Genomic DNA, 18,331 nt, shown 5'->3' with positions numbered 1-18,331 from the left:
CGCTCGAACGAAAGGAACGACCATGGTTAGAATGGGGAATCATGACGCAGCAGGATAATCAGAGAATCGATTTTGCATCGGTATTCCCAGCGAAGGGGGATTCCCGCAGACCCCCGGATTGGTGGGGGAGAGGCCTGCTATATGCGGTGATTGCCGTATTCTTGGCGATTTTCGTGTGGCAATCGTGGGGCAAAATCGACTACGTTGTGCTCGACGTGGTGATTTCCATCTTCCTCTCGCTCGCTATGGAGCCGATGGTGCTGATTATGATTCGCCACGGCTGGAAGCGCGGGGTTGCTGCTGCAGTAAGCCTGATCGGTTTAACAGTGATTGTTATCGCGCTGTTCTCACTGTTCGGTTCCATGTTTGTGCAGCAGGTGATTTCCATGGTTCGTGGACTTCCTGCCTTGTACGATCAGATCAAAGACGCGGTCGAACAGTACACCAGCTTCCACATGCCTGAAATCAACAGTCTGGGCACCGAAATTTTCAAGAACCTGCAAACCTCGTGGGTCACGAATTTCGCTGGCCAAGCGCTTACCACTACGATGGGCTTGTTTAGCGCACTGCTCAATGTGCTGACCGTATTCATGGTCACGTACTACGTGTCCGCAGCGGGCCCCAAGATGCGCCGCAGCATGTGCCAGTGGCTCGGCGATAGCCAACAGCGACGCTTCCTGCTCGCGTGGACCGTGGTGCAGGATCAAATTTCTGGCTTCCTGTTTTCGCGCTCGATTCTCGCGCTTATCAACGCAACGTGCACGGCTATCTTCTTGGAAATCATTCACGTGCCCTACTGGCTGCCGTTGGCGCTGTTCTGCGGCATCGTCTCCCAGTTCATCCCCACCGTCGGTACGTATATTGGCGGCGCGCTGCCGGTCGTGTTCGCATGGGGGTCGAACGGTATCGGCTATGCGGTAGGCGTGCTGGTATTCATTACTATTTACCAGCAGTTTGAGAATCTGATTCTTTCGCCGAAGATTTCCGAGCGCACGATGGATTTGAACCCGGCTATCGCCTTCCTAGCGGTGCTGGTATTTGGCTCAGTGTTTGGCGCGCTGGGCGCGTTCCTCGCGCTGCCGATTACGGCTAGTTTGCAGGCGATTTTCAAGGTGTACACCAAGCGGTATGAGCTGGTGGATTCGCCGCTGATGAGCGACCCGGAACCGGTGAAGAAGTCGAAGGTTGTGGAGGGTGCTGAAGCGTTTAGTGAGCATGTGATTAAGCCGGTGAGTGATCACATGCCGCGTGCTGCGCGCGGTTCAAGCGCTCATGTGCCGATTAGTGACGAAGTGCGACACTTACGCGATCAGATTTATGAGATTGCTGAATCTGATGATCTTGATGATCAGGAGTCTGAGACAGTGGCGATTCCGAAGGATGTACTGTCGCGTAACGCGCGCGTTGGGCTTGCGGGCGTTGACGAAGACGATAGTGCAACCGATGCTGATGCGAACGGTGTCAGTGATGCGAACGGTGTCAGTGATGCGAACGATTCCACGACTGCGAATGTTACCGACGATGCGGCGAATGCTGATGATGCGGCAGACGCTGATAATGCTCAGGATGCTCAGGGAGATGCTCGCGCAGCTCACGACTCTCATGACTCTCATGACTCTCACGACTCTCAGGATTCGCCGGCTGCAGTGAGCGATCCTGCAGTTGATAATCCACGAAGCAGGTGGCGCTGATATGGTTTTACTCACTGTACTTGATGTAGTCATGGTGGTGCTCGGCGGTGTGGGCGTCATCTACCAGGCGGCATGCATTGTGATGTCGCTGTTTTCCAAGCCGGTCAAATTCCCCGACGCGCCAATGAACAAGCGCTATGCCGTGCTTATTTCTGCGCGCAATGAGGAAGGCGTTATCGGCAATCTTATTGATTCGTTGCGTGAACAAACCTATCCGAGCGAGCTCATCGACATTTGGCTTGTTGCTGATAACTGCACGGACGGCACTGCGCAGCTCGCGCGCGATCGCGGCTGCTATGTTGTGGAACGCAATAATCTCAAACTTATCGGCAAAGGTTACGCGCTCACCTACCTGCTCGGCCGCATGATGGACGATGGCGTTGCTGATAACTATGACGCGTATTTCGTATTCGATGCCGATAATCGTCTGGACAAGCATTACGTTGAGGAAATGAACAAAGCCTTCCAGTCCGGCTTCCGTATTCTCACGAGCTACCGTAATTCGGTGAATCTGGCGGATAACTGGGTGTCTTCCGGTTCGGCACTGTGGTTTATTCGTGAATCGCGATTCCTCAACAATTCGCGTATGATTCTCGGCTCCAGCTGCCATGTGGGCGGTACGGGCTTCATGTTTTCGCGCGAAGTGATGAAGCGCAACAAGGGTTGGAAGTTCCACCTGCTGACTGAGGATCTGGAATTCACAATGGATTCCATCCTGCACGGCGATCGCATTGGCTATTGCGGCAGCGCAATGCTCTACGACGAGCAGCCGGTTACCTTCCAACAAAGCTGGCGTCAGCGTTTGCGCTGGAGCAAGGGCTTCTTGCAAGTGTTTAGGTATTATGGCCCGGCGCTTGTTAAACGCGCGGTGCGTGAACGCGATTTTTCCGCGGTTGATTTCACGTTGCTGTTGTGCCCGTTTACGTTGCTTGGTTTGGTGCGTATCGTGCTCGGTTGGTTGTTTGCTGCGTTTGGATTTGTGACGTGGCAGAGCCAGCTCAATTCCATGTCGAGCTGGATTTCCGGTATTGTGCTCACGGTGGTGACCATGATGGCACTGGCTGCGCTGACGATTGTTGCTGAACGCGATCATATTGGCGCGAGTAACAAGGAGCTGTTCGCATACGTGTTGAGCTTCCCGATTTACATGCTCAGCTATGTGCCGATTTCCTTCCAGGCAATCTTCTCCAAAGCCCAGTGGAAGCCCATCGTTCACAAAGGTGCCTAACCGCAGTGCGCATGTCGTACTACTCGTATCGTGCACATACGTCTACAGAATGATCGTACGCGTAATGTGCACGGTTAGAGTAGATGGTATGAGCTTAGACAATACACAGACGCCTGTTGGATTTTCCTCTCCTGCTCCTTGGCCGCAGCCGGTTCCGCCAAATCCACAGGCGGCTGTTTCCATTCGTGGACTGTTCAAACATTTTGACGACAAAATCGCAGTCAACGGTTTATCGTTGGATATTCCAGTCGGCTCTTTTTATGGGCTTGTTGGCCCGAATGGTGCTGGTAAAACTACGACGCTCAACATGGTGACCGGTCTGCTGGTGCCCGATGGTGGCATGGCCATGATTCTTGGCCGTGACGTGTGGAGTGATGTAAACGCTGTCAAGCGTGACATCGGTGTCATGCCGCAGCCTGACCAGATTTTTGACCGTCTTACCGGCATGCAGCTGCTGGTCTACTCCGGCATGCTGCGCGGCATGAAACGCGCGGTTGCTTCTCAGCGTGCCAATGATCTGCTTGCCGCATTTGATTTAATGGGTGCTGCAAACACGATGGTGGCGGACTATTCCGCTGGTATGACGAAGAAAATCTGCCTCGCTTCTGCAATGATTCACAGTCCGCGCATTCTTGTGCTCGATGAGCCGTTCGAATCAGTAGACCCAGTGTCGAGCGCGAATCTGAAAGACATTCTGATCGAATATGCGAACACTGGCGGCACAGTAATCATCTCTTCACATGTGATGTCGCTTGTTGAGAAGATGTGTACGCACGTCGCTGTGGTCAATAACGGTCAGGTGTGCGCAGCGGGAACTGTGGAACAAGTTGCTGCCGGTGAGGACTTGGAAGAGCGATTCTTGCAACTGGTTGGCGGCCGTCACGCTGCAGCACGATTGGATTGGCTTGATGGCGGTGCTGGGCAGACGCCTGCTGTGCCTCCTTCGGCACCGGCTGCTCCGGCTGCTCCGGCTGCGACTGCGCCGATTACGCCGACCGCACCGGCAACTCCAGCAGCCCCTGCGGCTCCAGCAGAAACGGAGTCGTGATGGAAACCGCACTCACCATAGTTCGCCTGCGCTGGGCACTCACATTCGCTACTTTGCGCAAATCAGCCTGGCAAACCGTCGGCTATGTGATCGCCATCGTTTTCGGCGTGAGTGCCGTAGTTGGCACCGGCGCGCTCGCATTCTTCCTCGGTGGTCCGCTGATGCGGATTGCTATCAGTGAATTCGGTTTGTATGCATTCTTGGCAACGATGCACGTTATCGTGATTCTGCTTGGCTCATTCGCGATGATCATGGTCGCATTCGTTCAACTTATGCTCATCGGCGATGGATCCACGATGAGCCCGAAACGGTTCACACTGTATGGCATTCCCGATGTTCGCTTGCAATTGGGCGTCGTGCTGGCTGGTTTAAGCGGCATTCCCGCAATCTGCGGAACGTTGGCATTAATGCTGTGGTCACTGTCCTACCGCTGGATGGGTGCAGACGTTGTCATTGCTGCAATCGTTGCCGCTCCGCTCACTATCATCACGATGATGAGCATCGCTAAGCTGATCATTTCTACAGCTACCACACTCGTGACTTCCAAGCGTGGCAAAGCGCTGCTCTATGTCATCACGATGACCGTATTCGTCTTCGCTTGCCAGCTGCCGAACTTAATCACCAGTTCGAACGGAGCAGGCGGTCCCGATGTCACCGCACTATCGCGCGTAACAGCAGTACTGTCATGGACGCCGCTCGGCGCCGCATTCCAGCTGCCATTCGACGCATTCAGTGGCTCATACGGCCTGCTCGCCGCCCGCATTCTTATCCTCGCACTCACTTGGGCATTGTGCTTTGCTGGATGCGTGTGGTGTCTACGCCGTGATCGCCTCACCGCAGGCGCTGCTGAGCGTACGGTCACAGCCAAAGGCATCGGCGCATTCGGCTGGATGCCAGACAGCGTCTCCGGAGCATTGTCGGCACGCTTGTTCACCTATCTCAAACGCGACCCGCGGCAGATGATGCTGTTCATCATGCCGGTATTGTTCGTAGTTGTTTTCTCCTTCCAAGCAAACGGCCTCGGCATGCAAGACGGAGGCGCTGCAATGGTTTGGCAGAGCCTGATTTGGGGCGGCTGGCTCATGCCGATGCTTGAAGGCAATGGCCTAGCATATGATGGCCGCGGCTTCACGATGGAAGTGCTTGCCGGCGTGCGCGGACATGACGATCGCGTGGCTCGCGTGCGTGTATTCGGCGTCATATGCGCCGTGTATCTCACAGTCATGGCGCTCGTGTGCTTGGTAATCACTGGCGATTGGCGTACATCCGGCGGTCTGCTCACCGGACTGACGTTCTTAGTGATCGGCATTAGCGTTTCACTGAGCGCGCTCGGCCTCGCCGAAGTAGTCAACTGCTCGTTCATGTACCCCGTGCCCTCAATGGACAAGCCATTCTCCACGCCACAAGGGCGTGCAATGGCACAAGGGTTTTTCCCATTTATTCATTTGTTTGGCTCAGCGGCACTCATGCTTCCCACTGGGATTGTTGCGGCAGTGCTCGCATTGAGCGGCGGCCTAACGTGGTACGCATGGTATTGGGTGCTGATGCCGGTCGGATTAGTTAATGGATTGGCCGCAGTAATTATCGGTTCATGGCTTGGCGGTAAGCTGTTGGATGCGCGAGCGATCAGAGTCGTACATACGCTGGATTCGTTCGCGGCGCTGCAACGCTAGCGTGAACCGGCTCATTGCATCCGGCTGCGCGTGCACTATATATGCAACATATTGAGATACGTCGAAATATGTTCCTTTGCGGCGGCAACCTAGTTTTACACGGTAAGGAGCTCACGCGTGGCACGGAGGGCTGCGGCACGGCGCGCACGGAAAGCGGCATCGCGGCGCATATGGACGATTCTGGTATCCGCATGCGTTACGGTCGCTGTGATGATCGGGTACGGTGTTGCTGACATGGTCGACGTGGTGCCTGGCGTACTCACTTTGCGCCCAGTGCACACGCGTACTGTGCCCGATCCGCTCACGGCGCGCGCGGCTGGAACTATCGCCGACGATGTAGATTTGACGATTCCTGTCGATAGTCACGCCGCACAGCAGATTATCGACGAGTTCGCTGCCACAGCAAACATTGGAACGTCGTTCTCGATCGCTATCGCCGATGGACAAGGCAATATTGTCGCTGAACGCGACGCTGGCACTCCGCGCCAGCCAGCCTCCACCATGAAAACACTCACCGCGTTTGCTGCGGCAAGCACGCTTGACATGGGGTCCACGCTGGACACGCAAACGTACCTTATCCAAAGCGACGGCAATGTAAAAACACTAGTGCTGAAAGGCAATGGTGACATGCTGCTCGGCGAGGGGCAGAGCGACCCTGATCATATCAACGGTCATGCAGGCCTTGGTACGCTTGCTAAGCGCACAGCGGATGCGCTGCTCCAGCGCGGTATTACGCAGGTCGATCTCGTATACGACGATTCGCTGTTTGGCACTGATCGCACGCCGAACAATATCAGCGAAAATAATGCGGAACATCGCTATTGCACGCCAATTTCCACGATGGCGATCGACGGCGGCCGCCAATGGAATGAGGAAGGCGTATCCAAGCCTACGAATCCTGACGATTCCAGCCAATACCCGGTGCTGTCAGAACATACTGCGCAAGATACGGCCGCAGTATTCGCACAGCGACTTGCCGATAACGGCATCACGGTGAACGGCGAGCCGACCGCCGGCACGGTGGCTGCGGGCACGTCCGCGCTCGCATCGGTCAGTTCTGCGCCGCTCAACGAGGTCATGGCGTTTATGTTGCGGCATTCTGATAACACGCTGGCCGACGAGTTTGGTCGTCTCACTGCGTTGAAGCGTGGTACGGGCAACAGTATTGCGACCGATACGCAAGCGGTAGCTGATGTACTGCGCGAGGCAGGTATTGATACGCAAGGCTTGACTATCGCCGACTGTTCAGGCCTCGCCCCCGGCTCGCAAGTCAGCGTGAAAACACTGGTTGGCGTGCAAGCGCACAATCTCACTGCTGGCTCGGCTACGGCCGCCGCTGAAGGACTGTCAATCCCAGGCCTTGTCGGCACTGCGCGTCGGCGTATCGTCAGTGGTGATGACAACGGTTTGTACCGTGTTAAAACCGGCAGCCTCGATACGGTCACCTCGCTTACGGGTAATGTGTCGCGCACCAACGGTGGCGTGCTCTCGTTTGCAGTCATCGTCAACGATGCGGCGAACTATTGGGAAGCCGCGCAGGCAATCAACGTCATGGCCGCCAAACTGCCCGCGCTGTAAAGCGATACAACGCAGGCGGGCAACAAGCAGTCAACAAGCAGTATTGCATCAGGCACAGGAGAAAGACAACGTATGCCGTACACCGCTCGAATGCGCCGCGCTGTAGGAGCGGTACGCGCAACTCTTGAAAACGCTGGCATCAGCGCGCCACCGGAGTGCTTACGCGAACATGGTGAGCATGAACCTGACGCGGATGCGCCGCTCGTACTCGTTGCCTGCTCAGGAGGGCGCGATTCGATGGCGCTCGCTGCCGTGGCGCACATTGTGTGTGCTGCGCTTAGAGTACGCTGCGGTGCGATCATTATTGATCACACTTTACAAGCCGGCTCGCAGACGGTCGCGCAGCAGGCTGCACAGCGATGTCAGCAGCTCGACTTGGATCCAGTCATCGTGCGCCGTATTACCGTCACCGATGATGGCAGGGGAGCGGAAGCTGCGGCTCGCGACGCTCGATACGCGGCGATCTGCGAGACAGCGCGCGAGATCAATGCAGCCGCCGTACTGTTGGCACACACGCTGGATGATCAAGCGGAAACCGTACTCATTGGGTTGCTACGCTCCGAAGGTGTAGACGCGCTCGCTGGCATGCCGGAAACATTCGAACGCGATGGGGTGCGTTTTCTTCGCCCGCTCATCGATCTGACACGCGCTGATACCACCGGCATCTGCGAAGACTTACATCTCGAATGGTGGGATGACCCAACCAACGGCGATGACAAACTATCTCCAGCATTACTCAACGCGCCGCAGGAGCTAACGGCGGTATATCCGTTGCGCTCGCGTATCCGCCATATGCTGCTCCCATTCCTTACTGATTTCGCCGGCGGAAACATCGCTGCGCATCTCGCGCACGGCTCGAAGCTGCTGCGCCGCGACAAAGACTATCTCGACGCACAAGCCGACGCGGCCCTTCAGCGCGCGTGGCTCGACCCAGCTGACGATATTCTGCGCTTATCAGCTAGCGTGCTTGCCCATGAGCACCCCGCAATCCGCTTGCGAGTGCTCGCACATGCGCTCGCAGGCGCTGGCATTAATGCTTCCGCGCGGCACATTGAGGCAATTGACCAGCTCATCACACACTGGCATGGTCAAGGAGCCGTGAATCTTCCTAGTGGATATTCAGTAAACCGTAGGAAACACGTCATTCGCCTGTGCCAAGATGGAGAGCATGCAAATCGCCGACGTTCAGGACCAGATCGATCATGAGCTGGTCAGTAAAGCTCAAATTGAACAGAAGATCAACGAAGTCGCTGCCCAAGTAAGCGAGGACTACCGGGGAAAGGACCCGCTGCTCGTTGCCGTGCTCAAAGGTGCCGTCAACACGCTGGCCGCGTTCTCGCAGGCGTTGAGCATCCCCGTGCAAATGGACTTCATGAGCCTATCCAGCTATGGTTCGGGCACCACATCGAGCGGTACCGTGACAATCCGTCAAGATCTGTCTACCGATGTTCGCGGTCGGCACATTCTCATCGTGGAAGATATCGTAGATTCGGGGCGAACCCTTGCATGGCTCGTCGAGGAGCTGAAGAGGCGTGGAGCAGCGTCGGTGGAAATTTTTGCGCTGCTGCAAAAGCCGTCACGCCGCGAGGTTGACGTTGACGTGAAGTATCAGGGCTATGAGATCCCCGACGAATTCGTCGTCGGATTCGGACTCGACTATGACGAGCGATTCCGCAACCTCGATTCCATCGCCGTGCTCAAGCCCGAAGTGTATCAAGGAGAATAACGCAGTATGACTTATCCTCAAGGTCCGCAACGGCCGCCATCGGGCGACGGTAACCGTCCGAACGGCAACCCGTTCCGACGTAACCAGCCTGATAATCCGAACGGTAACCGCAACTCTGACGGCCCGCGCCCATTCTGGCAATCCCCGTGGCTGTGGGGCGTGCTGCTGGTCGTCATGGCAGTCATCGGTTTCCAGCTGTTTAGCGGCACGGGCAGCCAGACCATCGATACGAAAGATGGCTTCGCGCTGCTGAACAATGAAAACGTTGCCTACGCGAAGATCATTGACAACAAGCAGCAAGTGCAGCTTGAGCTGAAGAGCGACTTCACCAAGGCTGATCCTGACACTGGCAAGACGCACAACTATGGCAAGAACGTGCAGTTCTACTACACGTTCGCCCAGGGTGCGCAGGTAGTGCAGGCAGTACAGAAGGCTAACCCGACCAAGGGTTGGACTTCCGACATGCAGCAGACCAGCATGATCAGCTACCTGCTGAGCACGATTCTGCCGTTCGTGATCATGATCCTCATCTTCTGGCTGCTGATGAGCCGCATGGGCGGTGCCGGTGGCATGTTCGGCATGCCTGGGCGCAAGAACAACGGCAAGCTGCTGGAAGGCCAGACGCCGACCACCAAGTTCGCAGACGTTGCTGGTGAAGACGCGGCCGTGCAGGAAGTTGAGGAGATCAAGGACTTCCTCAAGGATCCGTCTAAGTACAAGGCGCTTGGCGCGCGCATTCCGCGTGGCGTGCTGCTCTACGGCCCTCCAGGTACTGGTAAGACGCTGCTTGCACGCGCTATCGCAGGTGAAGCTGGCGTGCCGTTCTACGCGATGGCCGGCTCTGACTTCGTGGAAATGTTCGTCGGCTTGGGTGCTTCCCGCGTGCGTGACCTGTTCGACGAGGCGAAGAAGAACGCTCCGGCAATCATCTTCATTGATGAGATCGATGCTGTCGGCCGCAAGCGTGGTTCCGGCATGTCCGGCGGCCACGACGAGCGTGAACAGACGCTCAACCAGCTGCTCGTGGAAATGGACGGCTTCGACAACGATACGAACCTGATTATTATCGCTGCAACCAACCGCCCCGACGTGCTCGACCCGGCACTGCTGCGTCCGGGCCGTTTCGACCGTCAGGTTGCTGTTGAAGCTCCAGACCTTGAAGGCCGTGAGGAAATCCTGAAGGTGCACGCTAAGGGCAAGCCGTTCGTGCCGGACGTTGACCTACACATGATTGCTGTGCGCACTCCAGGCTTCACTGGTGCTGACTTGGCGAACGTGCTCAACGAAGCTGCACTGTTGTGCGCTCGCGCTGGCGCTCAGCTGATCGACAATCGTGCGATCGACGAGGCTATCGACCGTGTGCAAGCTGGTCCGAAGCGCCGCTCGAAGGGTATGGCGCTCGATGAGCTGCGTAACACCGCCTACCATGAGGGTGGCCACGCGCTTGTTGCAGCCGCACTGCACAACACGGATCCGGTGACGAAGGTGACGATTCTGCCGCGTGGCCGCGCGCTCGGCTACACGGCGGTTATGCCGACGTCCGATCGTTATTCGATGAGCCGTAACCAGCTGCTTGACCAGATGGCATACGCGATGGGCGGCCGTACTGCGGAAGAGATCGTCTTCCACGATCCGACCACTGGCGCTTCGAACGATATCGAAAAGGCTACGAATATCGCTCGCACGATGGTGCTCGAATACGGCTTCTCGAAGAAGCTCGGTGCGATCAAGTGGGGTACTGACGATACGAACGGCGCTGACTATGATGCGCTCGCACCGCACAAGTACTCCAACCAGACCGCTGAGATTATCGACGACGAAGTGCGTCAGCTCGTTGAAACTGCGCACACTGAGGCGTGGAACATCATCAACGAAAACCGCGATGTGCTCGATGAGCTCGTTCGCCAGCTGCTCGTCAAGGAAACGCTGAACGAGAAGGAACTGGCTGCGATCTTCGCGAACATTCGCAAGGCTCCCGAACGCCCAGTGTGGCTTTCCGACGATCGCCGCCCGGATTCCGACATTCCTCCGGTGGAGATTCCCGAATCGCTCAAGCGTTCCGTGGGCATGAAGCCCGGCGAGTGAAACGGCGGTAGATGATGAAAGGTTGCGGCGTGCTGCATCGACGGCACGCCGCAACTTGTATGTGCAGTATGTGCAGTTCTTCCTTTGCTGCTGGGCGGGGTGCCGGGCACAAGGAGTTGAGCGTTGAAGCAGGAAGGATAATGACGTGGCGTATGACGAAGAAGGCGTGAAGCAGGCGGTCCGACTGTTTTTGAAGTCGATTGGTGAAGATCCTGACCGTGAGGGACTGCTGGAAACTCCGGACCGTATTGCGCGAGCCGGCCGCGAGATTTTCGCAGGTCTGGGCCGCGGACCGCAAGAAGTGCTGGAAAAGCGCTTCCCAGTAGATACTGACGAAATGGTGCTGGTGCGCGATATTGAACTGTTTTCCGTATGCGAGCATCATCTGCTGCCCTTCCACGGTTTTGCGCACGTGGGCTACATTCCTTCCCATGGGCAGGTTGTGGGTTTGAGCAAGTTGGCGCGCTTGGTGGAATTGTATGCTCGCCGCCCGCAAGTACAGGAGCGTATTACACAGCAGGTAGCTGACGCGCTGATGGAATACGCGGATGCTAAAGGCGTAATCGTGGTGACGGAATGCGAACACATGTGCATGGCTATGCGCGGTGTGAACAAGCCCGCCTCGCGCACCGTTACTTCCGCAGTGCGTGGTGTGATGCGCAATCCCGCTACGCGCGCTGAAGCAATGAGCTTGATTATGGCAAAGCACTGAGCTGTGCATGAGTTGAGTTGTATGAATGCGTTGTACATATAGCGAAGGGGAACAATGACTGATCTGCAAAGCTTGCGTAACACTGATCACACGCTGGTTATGGGCGTGCTGAACATTACTGAAGACTCGTTCTCTGATGGTGGCTTGTGGCTCGACCCCGCGAAAGCTCGCGAGCACGGACTGGCAATGCTTAATGCTGGCGCTGACATTATTGATATCGGTGCTGAATCCACTCGCCCAGGTGCTAAACGTGTTTCTGAAGAGGACGAACTTGCGCGCATTACCGGCGCTGTCGAAGCGCTCATCAACGGCGGCAACACGGTACTGTCGATCGATACGACGCGCGCATCCGTAGCTGAGGCGGCTCTCGAACGCGGCGCACAGATTATCAATGATGTATCCGGTGGCACACTCGATGCTCAACTGCCGCACGTCGTTGCTGAGCATGACTGCTTGTACATCGTGCAGCATTGGCGCGGCTGGCTTGCCGGCGCTCAAGGTGGCACGCCGGACGCTGACACCTCGCACTATGAGCATGGCGTCTTGCGTGACGTAAAAGACGAGCTCATGCGCCAAGTAGACGGTGTGATCGCCGCCGGCGTGAAACCCGAGCAGATTATTATCGACCCCGGTTTAGGCTTCTCTAAGCCAAACATTGACCACAATTTGCCATTACTGGCTGGTTTAGCTGAGTTTGAAAACACCGGCTATCCAGTGCTGATTGGCGCTTCCCGCAAGCGTTTTGTCGCCGCTGCGCTCTCTGACGCTGGTTTTGCTGAACCGACAATGGATGATCGCGATAACGCCACCGCCGCACTGTCTGCATTGTGCGCGGAGCATGGCGCATGGGCAGTGCGCGTACACGATGTGGCACGTAGTCGCGCAGCCGTAACGATGGGCACATTGTGGAGGCGCGCAGCACAACACTGATAAGTGTTGGCGCTTGAGCGCACGCGTCGTGGGCAGCGGGTGCGCAATGCGGTACGAACAGGAGCTAACAGGAGGATTGTCGATGTTGGACACGATACGCTTAACCGGCGTGCAAGCAATGGGCACGCATGGTGTGCTCGACTATGAGCATGAGCGTGCGCAGCCATTCGTCGTGGATGCGACCCTGCACCTTGATTTAGCTGCTGCCGGTCGTAGCGATGACCTGCACGATACTGTCGACTATGGTCGGGTAGCCAAGCGAATCGTTTCGATTATCGAAGGCGAGCACGTTGATCTTATCGAACGGCTCGCAGCCCTCATCGCAGACGCGATACTTGCTGACAATCCGACCGTGCACGGGGTCAATATCGCCGTGCATAAGCCCAAAGCGCCGATTACCGTACCATTTGCGGATGTGTGCGTGTCGATCGAACGTTGGCGCAAGGGGAGTAGCGGTGCGGTTGCAGCGAGCGCTGTTGCTGCTGGTGCTGCTGATGCTGACGCGGCTGAGACAGTTGACGCAGTTGGCGCAGCTGGTGCGGCAGTAACGGGCACTAGCGCTGAGGTTCACCACGCAATCATTGCGCTCGGCGGCAATCAAGGCGACGTTGCCGCCACGATGCGCGACGCAGTAGCACGTATCGACGCGCTGCCAGGCACACAAGTGCGCGGTATTTCCCCGCTCTATCGCACTGCCGCATGGGGTATGCCTGAAGGCACGCCAGACTTTTTGAACGCGGTCATCGAAGTCGCTACCACGCTTGACGCTGACCGCTTGCTTGCTGAGTTGCTCGCGATCGAAGCTGCGCATGGGCGTGTGCGTGAAACGCATTGGAGTTCGCGCACACTCGACCTTGACATTATTGATTTTGACGGGACAGTCAGCGAGAATCCAGATCTGACCTTGCCGCATCCGCGCGCATGGCAGCGCGCGTTTGTGCTAGCTCCGTGGGCTGATCTCAACCCTGATGCTGTGCTGCACGGTGAGCATGGGGGAGCGGTTGCGCAGCTGTTAGCTGAAGCTGGCGATCGCGATGATGTGGAGCGTATTGACGATGCGTGGATGACCGCAGGGGCGGCTACGGCGGCAACGGCTGACAGTGCAAACGCCACCAGTGCAAATGCCAGCGCAAACACCAGCGCTAATGCACAGTCGCAGCAGGAAGAGGCGCAGTTCCATACGGCGATTGTCTCGATGGATAGCCGTTCTACCAACGCGGAAACGCTGTTCCGCTCGGCGATCGTTGCGCTAGAAGGCGTTCCGGGCAATCAGGTCGAAGGTATTTCGCCGCTGTACCATGTTGCTCATTTTGAGGGGCCGGACGCGATGTCTGCCGTGGTTCAGCTCACTACGCGCATGGATGCTCGCACGTTCATTGCCACGCTCGGTTCGATTGAGCGTGCCATCGGCGAGGATCTCGATCTTGATTTGGTTGATATGCCTGGCGTGACCTGTAACGAGCCGGATTGCCGCGTACCGTGGCCGTCCGCGCGCAATCATGCTTCCGTATTGGCTCCGTGGTTGGATATGGACCCTGAAGCTCGACTTGGCAAAGACCCTGTGTCGTACTTGTTAGCGTTGGCTCCTGATGCTGAGCGCGTTGGCATGCTGTCTGACACTTGGATTGTGGGAGGAACCCTATGAAAGTCCATCGCACACCCTGGTGGCAGTTTCCAGTACTCATTGTGTTGGGCGTGATTGTTGGCGCACTGGTTGCGCAAATCGGCGAATCATCCGGCACATCGCTGATCGGCGCGCCCTGGTTTGTTTCCGTAATTCTGCTCATGCTCGGCATTACCGTGCTGATTTTGGCCATGCAAGTGCATCAGTACGCGACAACAGACCCAGCGAAGCGTGCACAGCTGAAGCCACTCGACCCTACGCGCGCGGTGACGACGCTGATGCTCGCGAAAGCGCTAGGCTTGGCCGGTGCGATGCTTACTGGCTGGTATGTTGGCCAGATTCTCATGGTGATTGAGCACATCGAAGCGGAATATTATGCGCAAGCGGTTACCCAGTGTGCGCTTGCTGCGATTATCTGCCTGATTGATATGGTGATCGGCATCGTAGGCGAATGGCTGTGCCAGCTACCGCCGACCGAAGGGCCAGAAAATCCCAAAATGAAAGAAGCCCGCGCCCGCCGCGGCGTTGCCCCCGCCGCCATCAAAACCACCCACCAGCCCCAAAGTTGATGCCCCTAGTGGGGGTAATAGCAGGGTAAGTCGAGTCGATCGCCTCATCTGCAAACCCCATTGTGTGCCTATCCGGGTCATTACAACCGTTGTGTGCATATCCGGTCTATTTGGATACCCCCTTAGGGTTCGCAGCAAGCCGGATATGCACACTTATAGAATTCTCGCGCTGCTACGGGTGCGGTAGCCCAACCCTCTTAGTTGAGGTGGCTAGATAATGCAGATACGCATTAGGTGGGTGCGGTATGGGCCCCCTTGGCTGAGGCTGAGCCGTTAAGCGGACAACCTAGTGGGTTGTCCGTAGGCGAAGTGGGCGGCTAGCTTGGCCCCCTCGGCTGAGGGGGCTGTCAGCGCAGCTGACTGGGGGAGCGTCTACCACCTAATAAATCCGCCACCTAATAAATCCTGCAAACCCCTACTCTGCCGCAGTCTGCGGCACGCGAATCATCGCCTCTTGCGTCATCGCCGCCACCAGATCACCATCCTGCGAATACACCTTCGCAATACCCAAACCGCGCCCGTGCGCTGCAGTCGGTGTATCCTGCACATACAAATGCCACTGATTGATATCAATATCGCGGTACCACCACATCGAATGATCAATCGACGCATACGAAATACCCGGCGTTGAAATACTCAACCCAGCGCGGCGCAACACCGGCTCCATCATCACCTGATCGCACCCCAACGCCAACATTGCGCGATGCATCACCTGCGGCACATCTGCATGACCGTCGGCGCGCATCCACACCATTTGCTTACCGGAATCATGCTTCGCGCTCTCACGATCCGCACCCAACATGATCGTCGGCGTCACATGGCGAATATCAAACGGCGACTTCTTCGCATAAAACTTCGCAAACGGCGACTTATCCGCATACGGTTCCATCAGTTCCTTCGCGCTCGTCAAGCCTTCCGGATCCGGCACATTTTCCGGCATCGGATCAGCAAACTCCACGCCTGACTGCCCCTGCTCCTGGAAGCTAGTAATCGCAGTCAAAATCGGGCCTTCTGACTGCGTAACGTTTACGCGACGCGCAGAGAACGAACGACCATCGCGCAACGATTCCACATCAAACAGCAAATCCTGGCGAATGTCACCTGCGGCAATGAAATAACCGTGTATCGAATGCGGCAAACGGCTTGGAGCCACGGTTTTAGAAGCGGCGATCAGCGACTGTGCGATAACCTGGCCGCCGTATACGCGGCCGGTAGGAAAGTACAGGCTCTCGCCGTTGACGTAGGTGTGCCCTCGGTACTGTGAGGGTTCTCCCAGATTCAGTACCTTCACTAGACGCTCCAACGGTGTGAGCTTCTCCTGCGTCATTGTTGCCACTCCTTGCATTTGACGATTGTTCTGCCGTGCAGTCTATCGGTTGCAGGTAAAGAGCGACAGGGTGTTTTGTAACGAGCGTAAGGCGCGCGTTAGGCGCGCGTTAGGTATGGGTTAGGCGCGGGTTAGGCGCAGATGAATTGCATTTCGTGACGCGGAGCGTGACCGGGAGCGAATCGAACATTGCGACTAAGCTCGCAAAACGTTGAAAAATAAGGGTTTTGTGCGATTGACGATGTACTGCACCCGCTCCCGGTCACGCTCCGCGGCACAAATGGGGTAAACGCAGATCGGGCGGACCTTGAATGTACCAAGATCCGCCCGATGCATGATATGCGATGTGCGTTTATTAGGTGCGCACGCGGTTTGCTTATTACGTAATGATTCACCACGTAATGAGTAAACCGCGCGGACAGCGCGCGCTGCGATTCAGCGCGTCAGCTTACGATGCAGGCGGTGCGGGCGAGCGGCGTCTTCGCCGAGGCGGGCGACGCGGTTCTCCTGGTATGCCTGGAAGTTACCTTCGAACCAGTACCACTTGGCCGGGTTTTCGTCGTCACCTTCCCACGCGAGGATGTGCGTGGCAACACGGTCGAGGAACCAACGATCGTGGGAGATCACCACAGCGCAACCCGGGAAGCCCAGCAGCGCGTTTTCAAGGCTTTCCAGCGTCTCAACATCCAAATCGTTCGTAGGCTCGTCGAGCAGCAGCAGGTTGCCGCCCTGCTTCAAGGTCAGTGCCAGGTTCAAACGGTTACGTTCACCACCGGAGAGCACACCGGTGAGCTTCTGCTGGTCGGAACCCTTGAAACCGAAGCTGGCCACATAGGCGCGAGTCGGCACTTCCACGCCAGCAACGTCAATGAAATCAAGACCGCCGGAGACTGCTTCCCACAGGTTCTTGTTCGGGTCAAGACCCTCACGGTTCTGATCAACGTAGCTGATCTTCACAGTGTCGCCAATCTTCAGTTCGCCGCTGGTGAGCGGTTCGAGGCCAACGATCGTCTTAAACAGCGTGGACTTACCCACACCGTTCGGGCCGATCACGCCGACAATACCGTTGCGCGGCAGCGTGAAGCTCAGATCGTCGATGAGCACGCGATCACCGAACGCCTTGTGCAAGTGGTTTGCTTCAAGCACCAGCGAACCCAAGCGCGGGCCGGCCGGAATCTGAATCTCGGAGAAGTCAAGCTTCTTGTTGTTACGTGCCTCCTGCTCCATCTGGTCGTAACGTTCCAGACGAGCCTTGTTCTTAGCCTGGCGGGCCTTCGGCGAAGAACGCACCCAGTCGAGCTCGTCCTTCAAGCGCTTGGCGAGCTTGGCATCCTTAGCGCCCTGGATCTCCATACGCTTGGCCTTCGTCTCCAAGTACGTGGAGTAGTTGCCCTTGTACGGGTACAGGTGACCGCGGTCGACCTCGCAGATCCACTCGGCCACATTGTCCATGAAGTAACGATCGTGGGTGACGGCGATAACCGCGCCCTTGTACTGGTGCAGGAACTTCTCCAGCCACAGGATCGACTCAGCATCCAAGTGGTTGGTAGGCTCGTCGAGCAGCAGCAGATCCGGAGCTTCGAGCAGCAGCTTGCACAATGCCACACGACGGCGTTCACCACCGGAGCACACCTTGACCGGTGTATCTGGGTCGGGGCACTGCAGTGCGTCCATCGCCTGCTCGAGCTGCGAGTCGAGATCCCAGCCGTTGGCCGCGTCGATTTCGGTCTGCAGCTTGCCCATTTCTTCCATCAGTGCGTCGAAGTCAGCGTCCGGGTTCGCCATCTCTTCGCCGATCTGGTTGAAACGCGCCACCTTTTCGGCAATCTCACCGAACGCCATCTTGATGTTCTCGCCGACGGTCTTCGTATCATCCAGCGGTGGCTCCTGCTGCAGGATGCCGACCGTGAAGCCTGGCGTCAGGTACGCTTCGCCGTTCGAGACGGTTTCAAGACCGGCCATGATCTTGAGCAGCGTCGACTTACCCATGCCGTTCGGGCCGACCACGCCGATTTTTGCGCCAGGCAGGAAGCTCAGCGTCACGTCGTCGAGGATCACGCGGTCGCCGAACGCCTTGCGCGCCTTGATCATCTGGTAAATGAATTCTGCCACTTGCAGTGTCTCCTTAAGATAAGGTTGG

Annotated in this window: 14 protein-coding genes; 12 read left to right on the top strand and 2 right to left on the bottom strand. The window is 56.9% G+C overall.

Features of this window, described 5'->3' with window-relative positions; all coding sequences use genetic code 11:
* Nucleotides 1-41: 41 nt before the first annotated feature.
* The 12 genes from D2E25_RS08950 to D2E25_RS08895 all read left to right on the top strand — a co-directional run bounded on the left by D2E25_RS08950 (nt 42) and on the right by D2E25_RS08895 (nt 14,864).
* Entirely contained in the window at nt 42-1,691 is a 1,650-nt protein-coding gene (locus tag D2E25_RS08950) for an AI-2E family transporter (protein ID WP_125981974.1), read from the top strand.
* Between the two features lies 1 nt (nt 1,692).
* Nucleotides 1,693-2,919 carry a glycosyltransferase family 2 protein gene (locus D2E25_RS08945; protein ID WP_125981972.1) on the top strand — a complete coding sequence of 409 codons (1,227 nt, stop codon included), beginning with the start codon at nt 1,693-1,695 and terminating at the stop codon, nt 2,917-2,919.
* Nucleotides 2,920-3,007: 88 nt separating this feature from the next.
* Complete coding sequence (locus D2E25_RS08940) at nt 3,008-3,967, top strand: ABC transporter ATP-binding protein (RefSeq protein ID WP_125981969.1); 960 nt, start codon at nt 3,008-3,010, stop codon at nt 3,965-3,967.
* A complete protein-coding gene (locus D2E25_RS08935; RefSeq protein ID WP_125981967.1) occupies nt 3,967-5,640 on the top strand; it encodes an ABC transporter permease in 1,674 nt (557 codons plus the stop codon). The genes D2E25_RS08940 and D2E25_RS08935 overlap by 1 nt, the downstream gene beginning before the upstream one ends.
* Nucleotides 5,641-5,757: 117 nt before the next feature.
* Nucleotides 5,758-7,218 (top strand): D-alanyl-D-alanine carboxypeptidase/D-alanyl-D-alanine-endopeptidase, encoded by a 1,461-nt coding sequence (locus D2E25_RS08930; protein ID WP_420897345.1) that lies wholly within the window; start codon nt 5,758-5,760, stop codon nt 7,216-7,218.
* A gap of 72 nt (nt 7,219-7,290) precedes the next feature.
* Nucleotides 7,291-8,424, top strand: a complete 1,134-nt coding sequence (gene tilS, locus D2E25_RS08925; protein ID WP_125981965.1) for a tRNA lysidine(34) synthetase TilS — start codon at nt 7,291-7,293, stop codon at nt 8,422-8,424.
* On the top strand, nt 8,387-8,944 hold the full coding sequence (hpt, locus tag D2E25_RS08920; protein WP_125982021.1) for a hypoxanthine phosphoribosyltransferase: 558 nt from the start codon (nt 8,387-8,389) through the stop codon (nt 8,942-8,944). Before tilS ends, hpt begins: the two co-directional genes overlap by 38 nt.
* A 6-nt stretch (nt 8,945-8,950) precedes the next feature.
* Complete coding sequence (ftsH, locus tag D2E25_RS08915; protein WP_125981963.1) at nt 8,951-11,029, top strand: ATP-dependent zinc metalloprotease FtsH; 2,079 nt, start codon at nt 8,951-8,953, stop codon at nt 11,027-11,029.
* A 145-nt stretch (nt 11,030-11,174) separates the two neighbouring features.
* Nucleotides 11,175-11,741, top strand: a complete 567-nt coding sequence (gene folE / locus D2E25_RS08910; protein ID WP_125981961.1) for a GTP cyclohydrolase I FolE — start codon at nt 11,175-11,177, stop codon at nt 11,739-11,741.
* Between the two features lie 54 nt (nt 11,742-11,795).
* A complete protein-coding gene (gene folP / locus D2E25_RS08905; protein ID WP_125981958.1) occupies nt 11,796-12,671 on the top strand; it encodes a dihydropteroate synthase in 876 nt (291 codons plus the stop codon).
* 85 nt (nt 12,672-12,756) lie between these two features.
* Nucleotides 12,757-14,316: a 2-amino-4-hydroxy-6-hydroxymethyldihydropteridine diphosphokinase gene (gene folK / locus D2E25_RS08900; protein ID WP_125982019.1), complete on the top strand. Its 1,560-nt coding sequence runs from the start codon at nt 12,757-12,759 to the stop codon at nt 14,314-14,316.
* Entirely contained in the window at nt 14,313-14,864 is a 552-nt protein-coding gene (locus D2E25_RS08895) for a DUF3180 domain-containing protein (RefSeq protein WP_125981956.1), read from the top strand. The genes folK and D2E25_RS08895 overlap by 4 nt, the downstream gene beginning before the upstream one ends.
* A 415-nt stretch (nt 14,865-15,279) precedes the next feature.
* Here D2E25_RS08895 and D2E25_RS08890 read toward each other — a convergent pair whose 3' ends face one another.
* Both D2E25_RS08890 and ettA read right to left on the bottom strand, forming a co-directional pair.
* Nucleotides 15,280-16,191: an acyl-CoA thioesterase gene (locus D2E25_RS08890; RefSeq protein WP_125981954.1), complete on the bottom strand. Its 912-nt coding sequence runs from the start codon at nt 16,189-16,191 to the stop codon at nt 15,280-15,282.
* A gap of 435 nt (nt 16,192-16,626) precedes the next feature.
* Nucleotides 16,627-18,303: an energy-dependent translational throttle protein EttA gene (ettA, locus tag D2E25_RS08885; RefSeq protein ID WP_125981952.1), complete on the bottom strand. Its 1,677-nt coding sequence runs from the start codon at nt 18,301-18,303 to the stop codon at nt 16,627-16,629.
* Between the last annotated feature and the right edge of the window lie 28 nt (nt 18,304-18,331).

This window comes from Bifidobacterium goeldii (assembly GCF_003951095.1).
Taxonomy (GTDB): Bacteria; Actinomycetota; Actinomycetes; order Actinomycetales; family Bifidobacteriaceae; genus Bifidobacterium; species Bifidobacterium goeldii.
Note: the sequence above shows the minus strand (reverse complement) of the source record. Positions and strands in the feature narration are given on the sequence as shown.

Excerpts from the sequence above, each read along its gene's own strand:
- D2E25_RS08950 (WP_125981974.1), top strand. The coding sequence starts at position 42 with ATGACGCAGCAGGATAATCAGAGAATCGATTTTGCATCGGTATTCCCA.
- D2E25_RS08945 (WP_125981972.1), top strand. The coding sequence starts at position 1,693 with ATGGTTTTACTCACTGTACTTGATGTAGTCATGGTGGTGCTCGGCGGT.
- D2E25_RS08940 (WP_125981969.1), top strand. The coding sequence starts at position 3,008 with ATGAGCTTAGACAATACACAGACGCCTGTTGGATTTTCCTCTCCTGCT.
- D2E25_RS08935 (WP_125981967.1), top strand. The coding sequence starts at position 3,967 with ATGGAAACCGCACTCACCATAGTTCGCCTGCGCTGGGCACTCACATTC.
- tilS (WP_125981965.1), top strand. The coding sequence starts at position 7,291 with ATGCCGTACACCGCTCGAATGCGCCGCGCTGTAGGAGCGGTACGCGCA.
- hpt (WP_125982021.1), top strand. The coding sequence starts at position 8,387 with ATGCAAATCGCCGACGTTCAGGACCAGATCGATCATGAGCTGGTCAGT.
- ftsH (WP_125981963.1), top strand. The coding sequence starts at position 8,951 with ATGACTTATCCTCAAGGTCCGCAACGGCCGCCATCGGGCGACGGTAAC.
- folP (WP_125981958.1), top strand. The coding sequence starts at position 11,796 with ATGACTGATCTGCAAAGCTTGCGTAACACTGATCACACGCTGGTTATG.
- D2E25_RS08895 (WP_125981956.1), top strand. The coding sequence starts at position 14,313 with ATGAAAGTCCATCGCACACCCTGGTGGCAGTTTCCAGTACTCATTGTG.
- D2E25_RS08890 (WP_125981954.1), bottom strand. The coding sequence starts at position 16,191 with ATGACGCAGGAGAAGCTCACACCGTTGGAGCGTCTAGTGAAGGTACTG.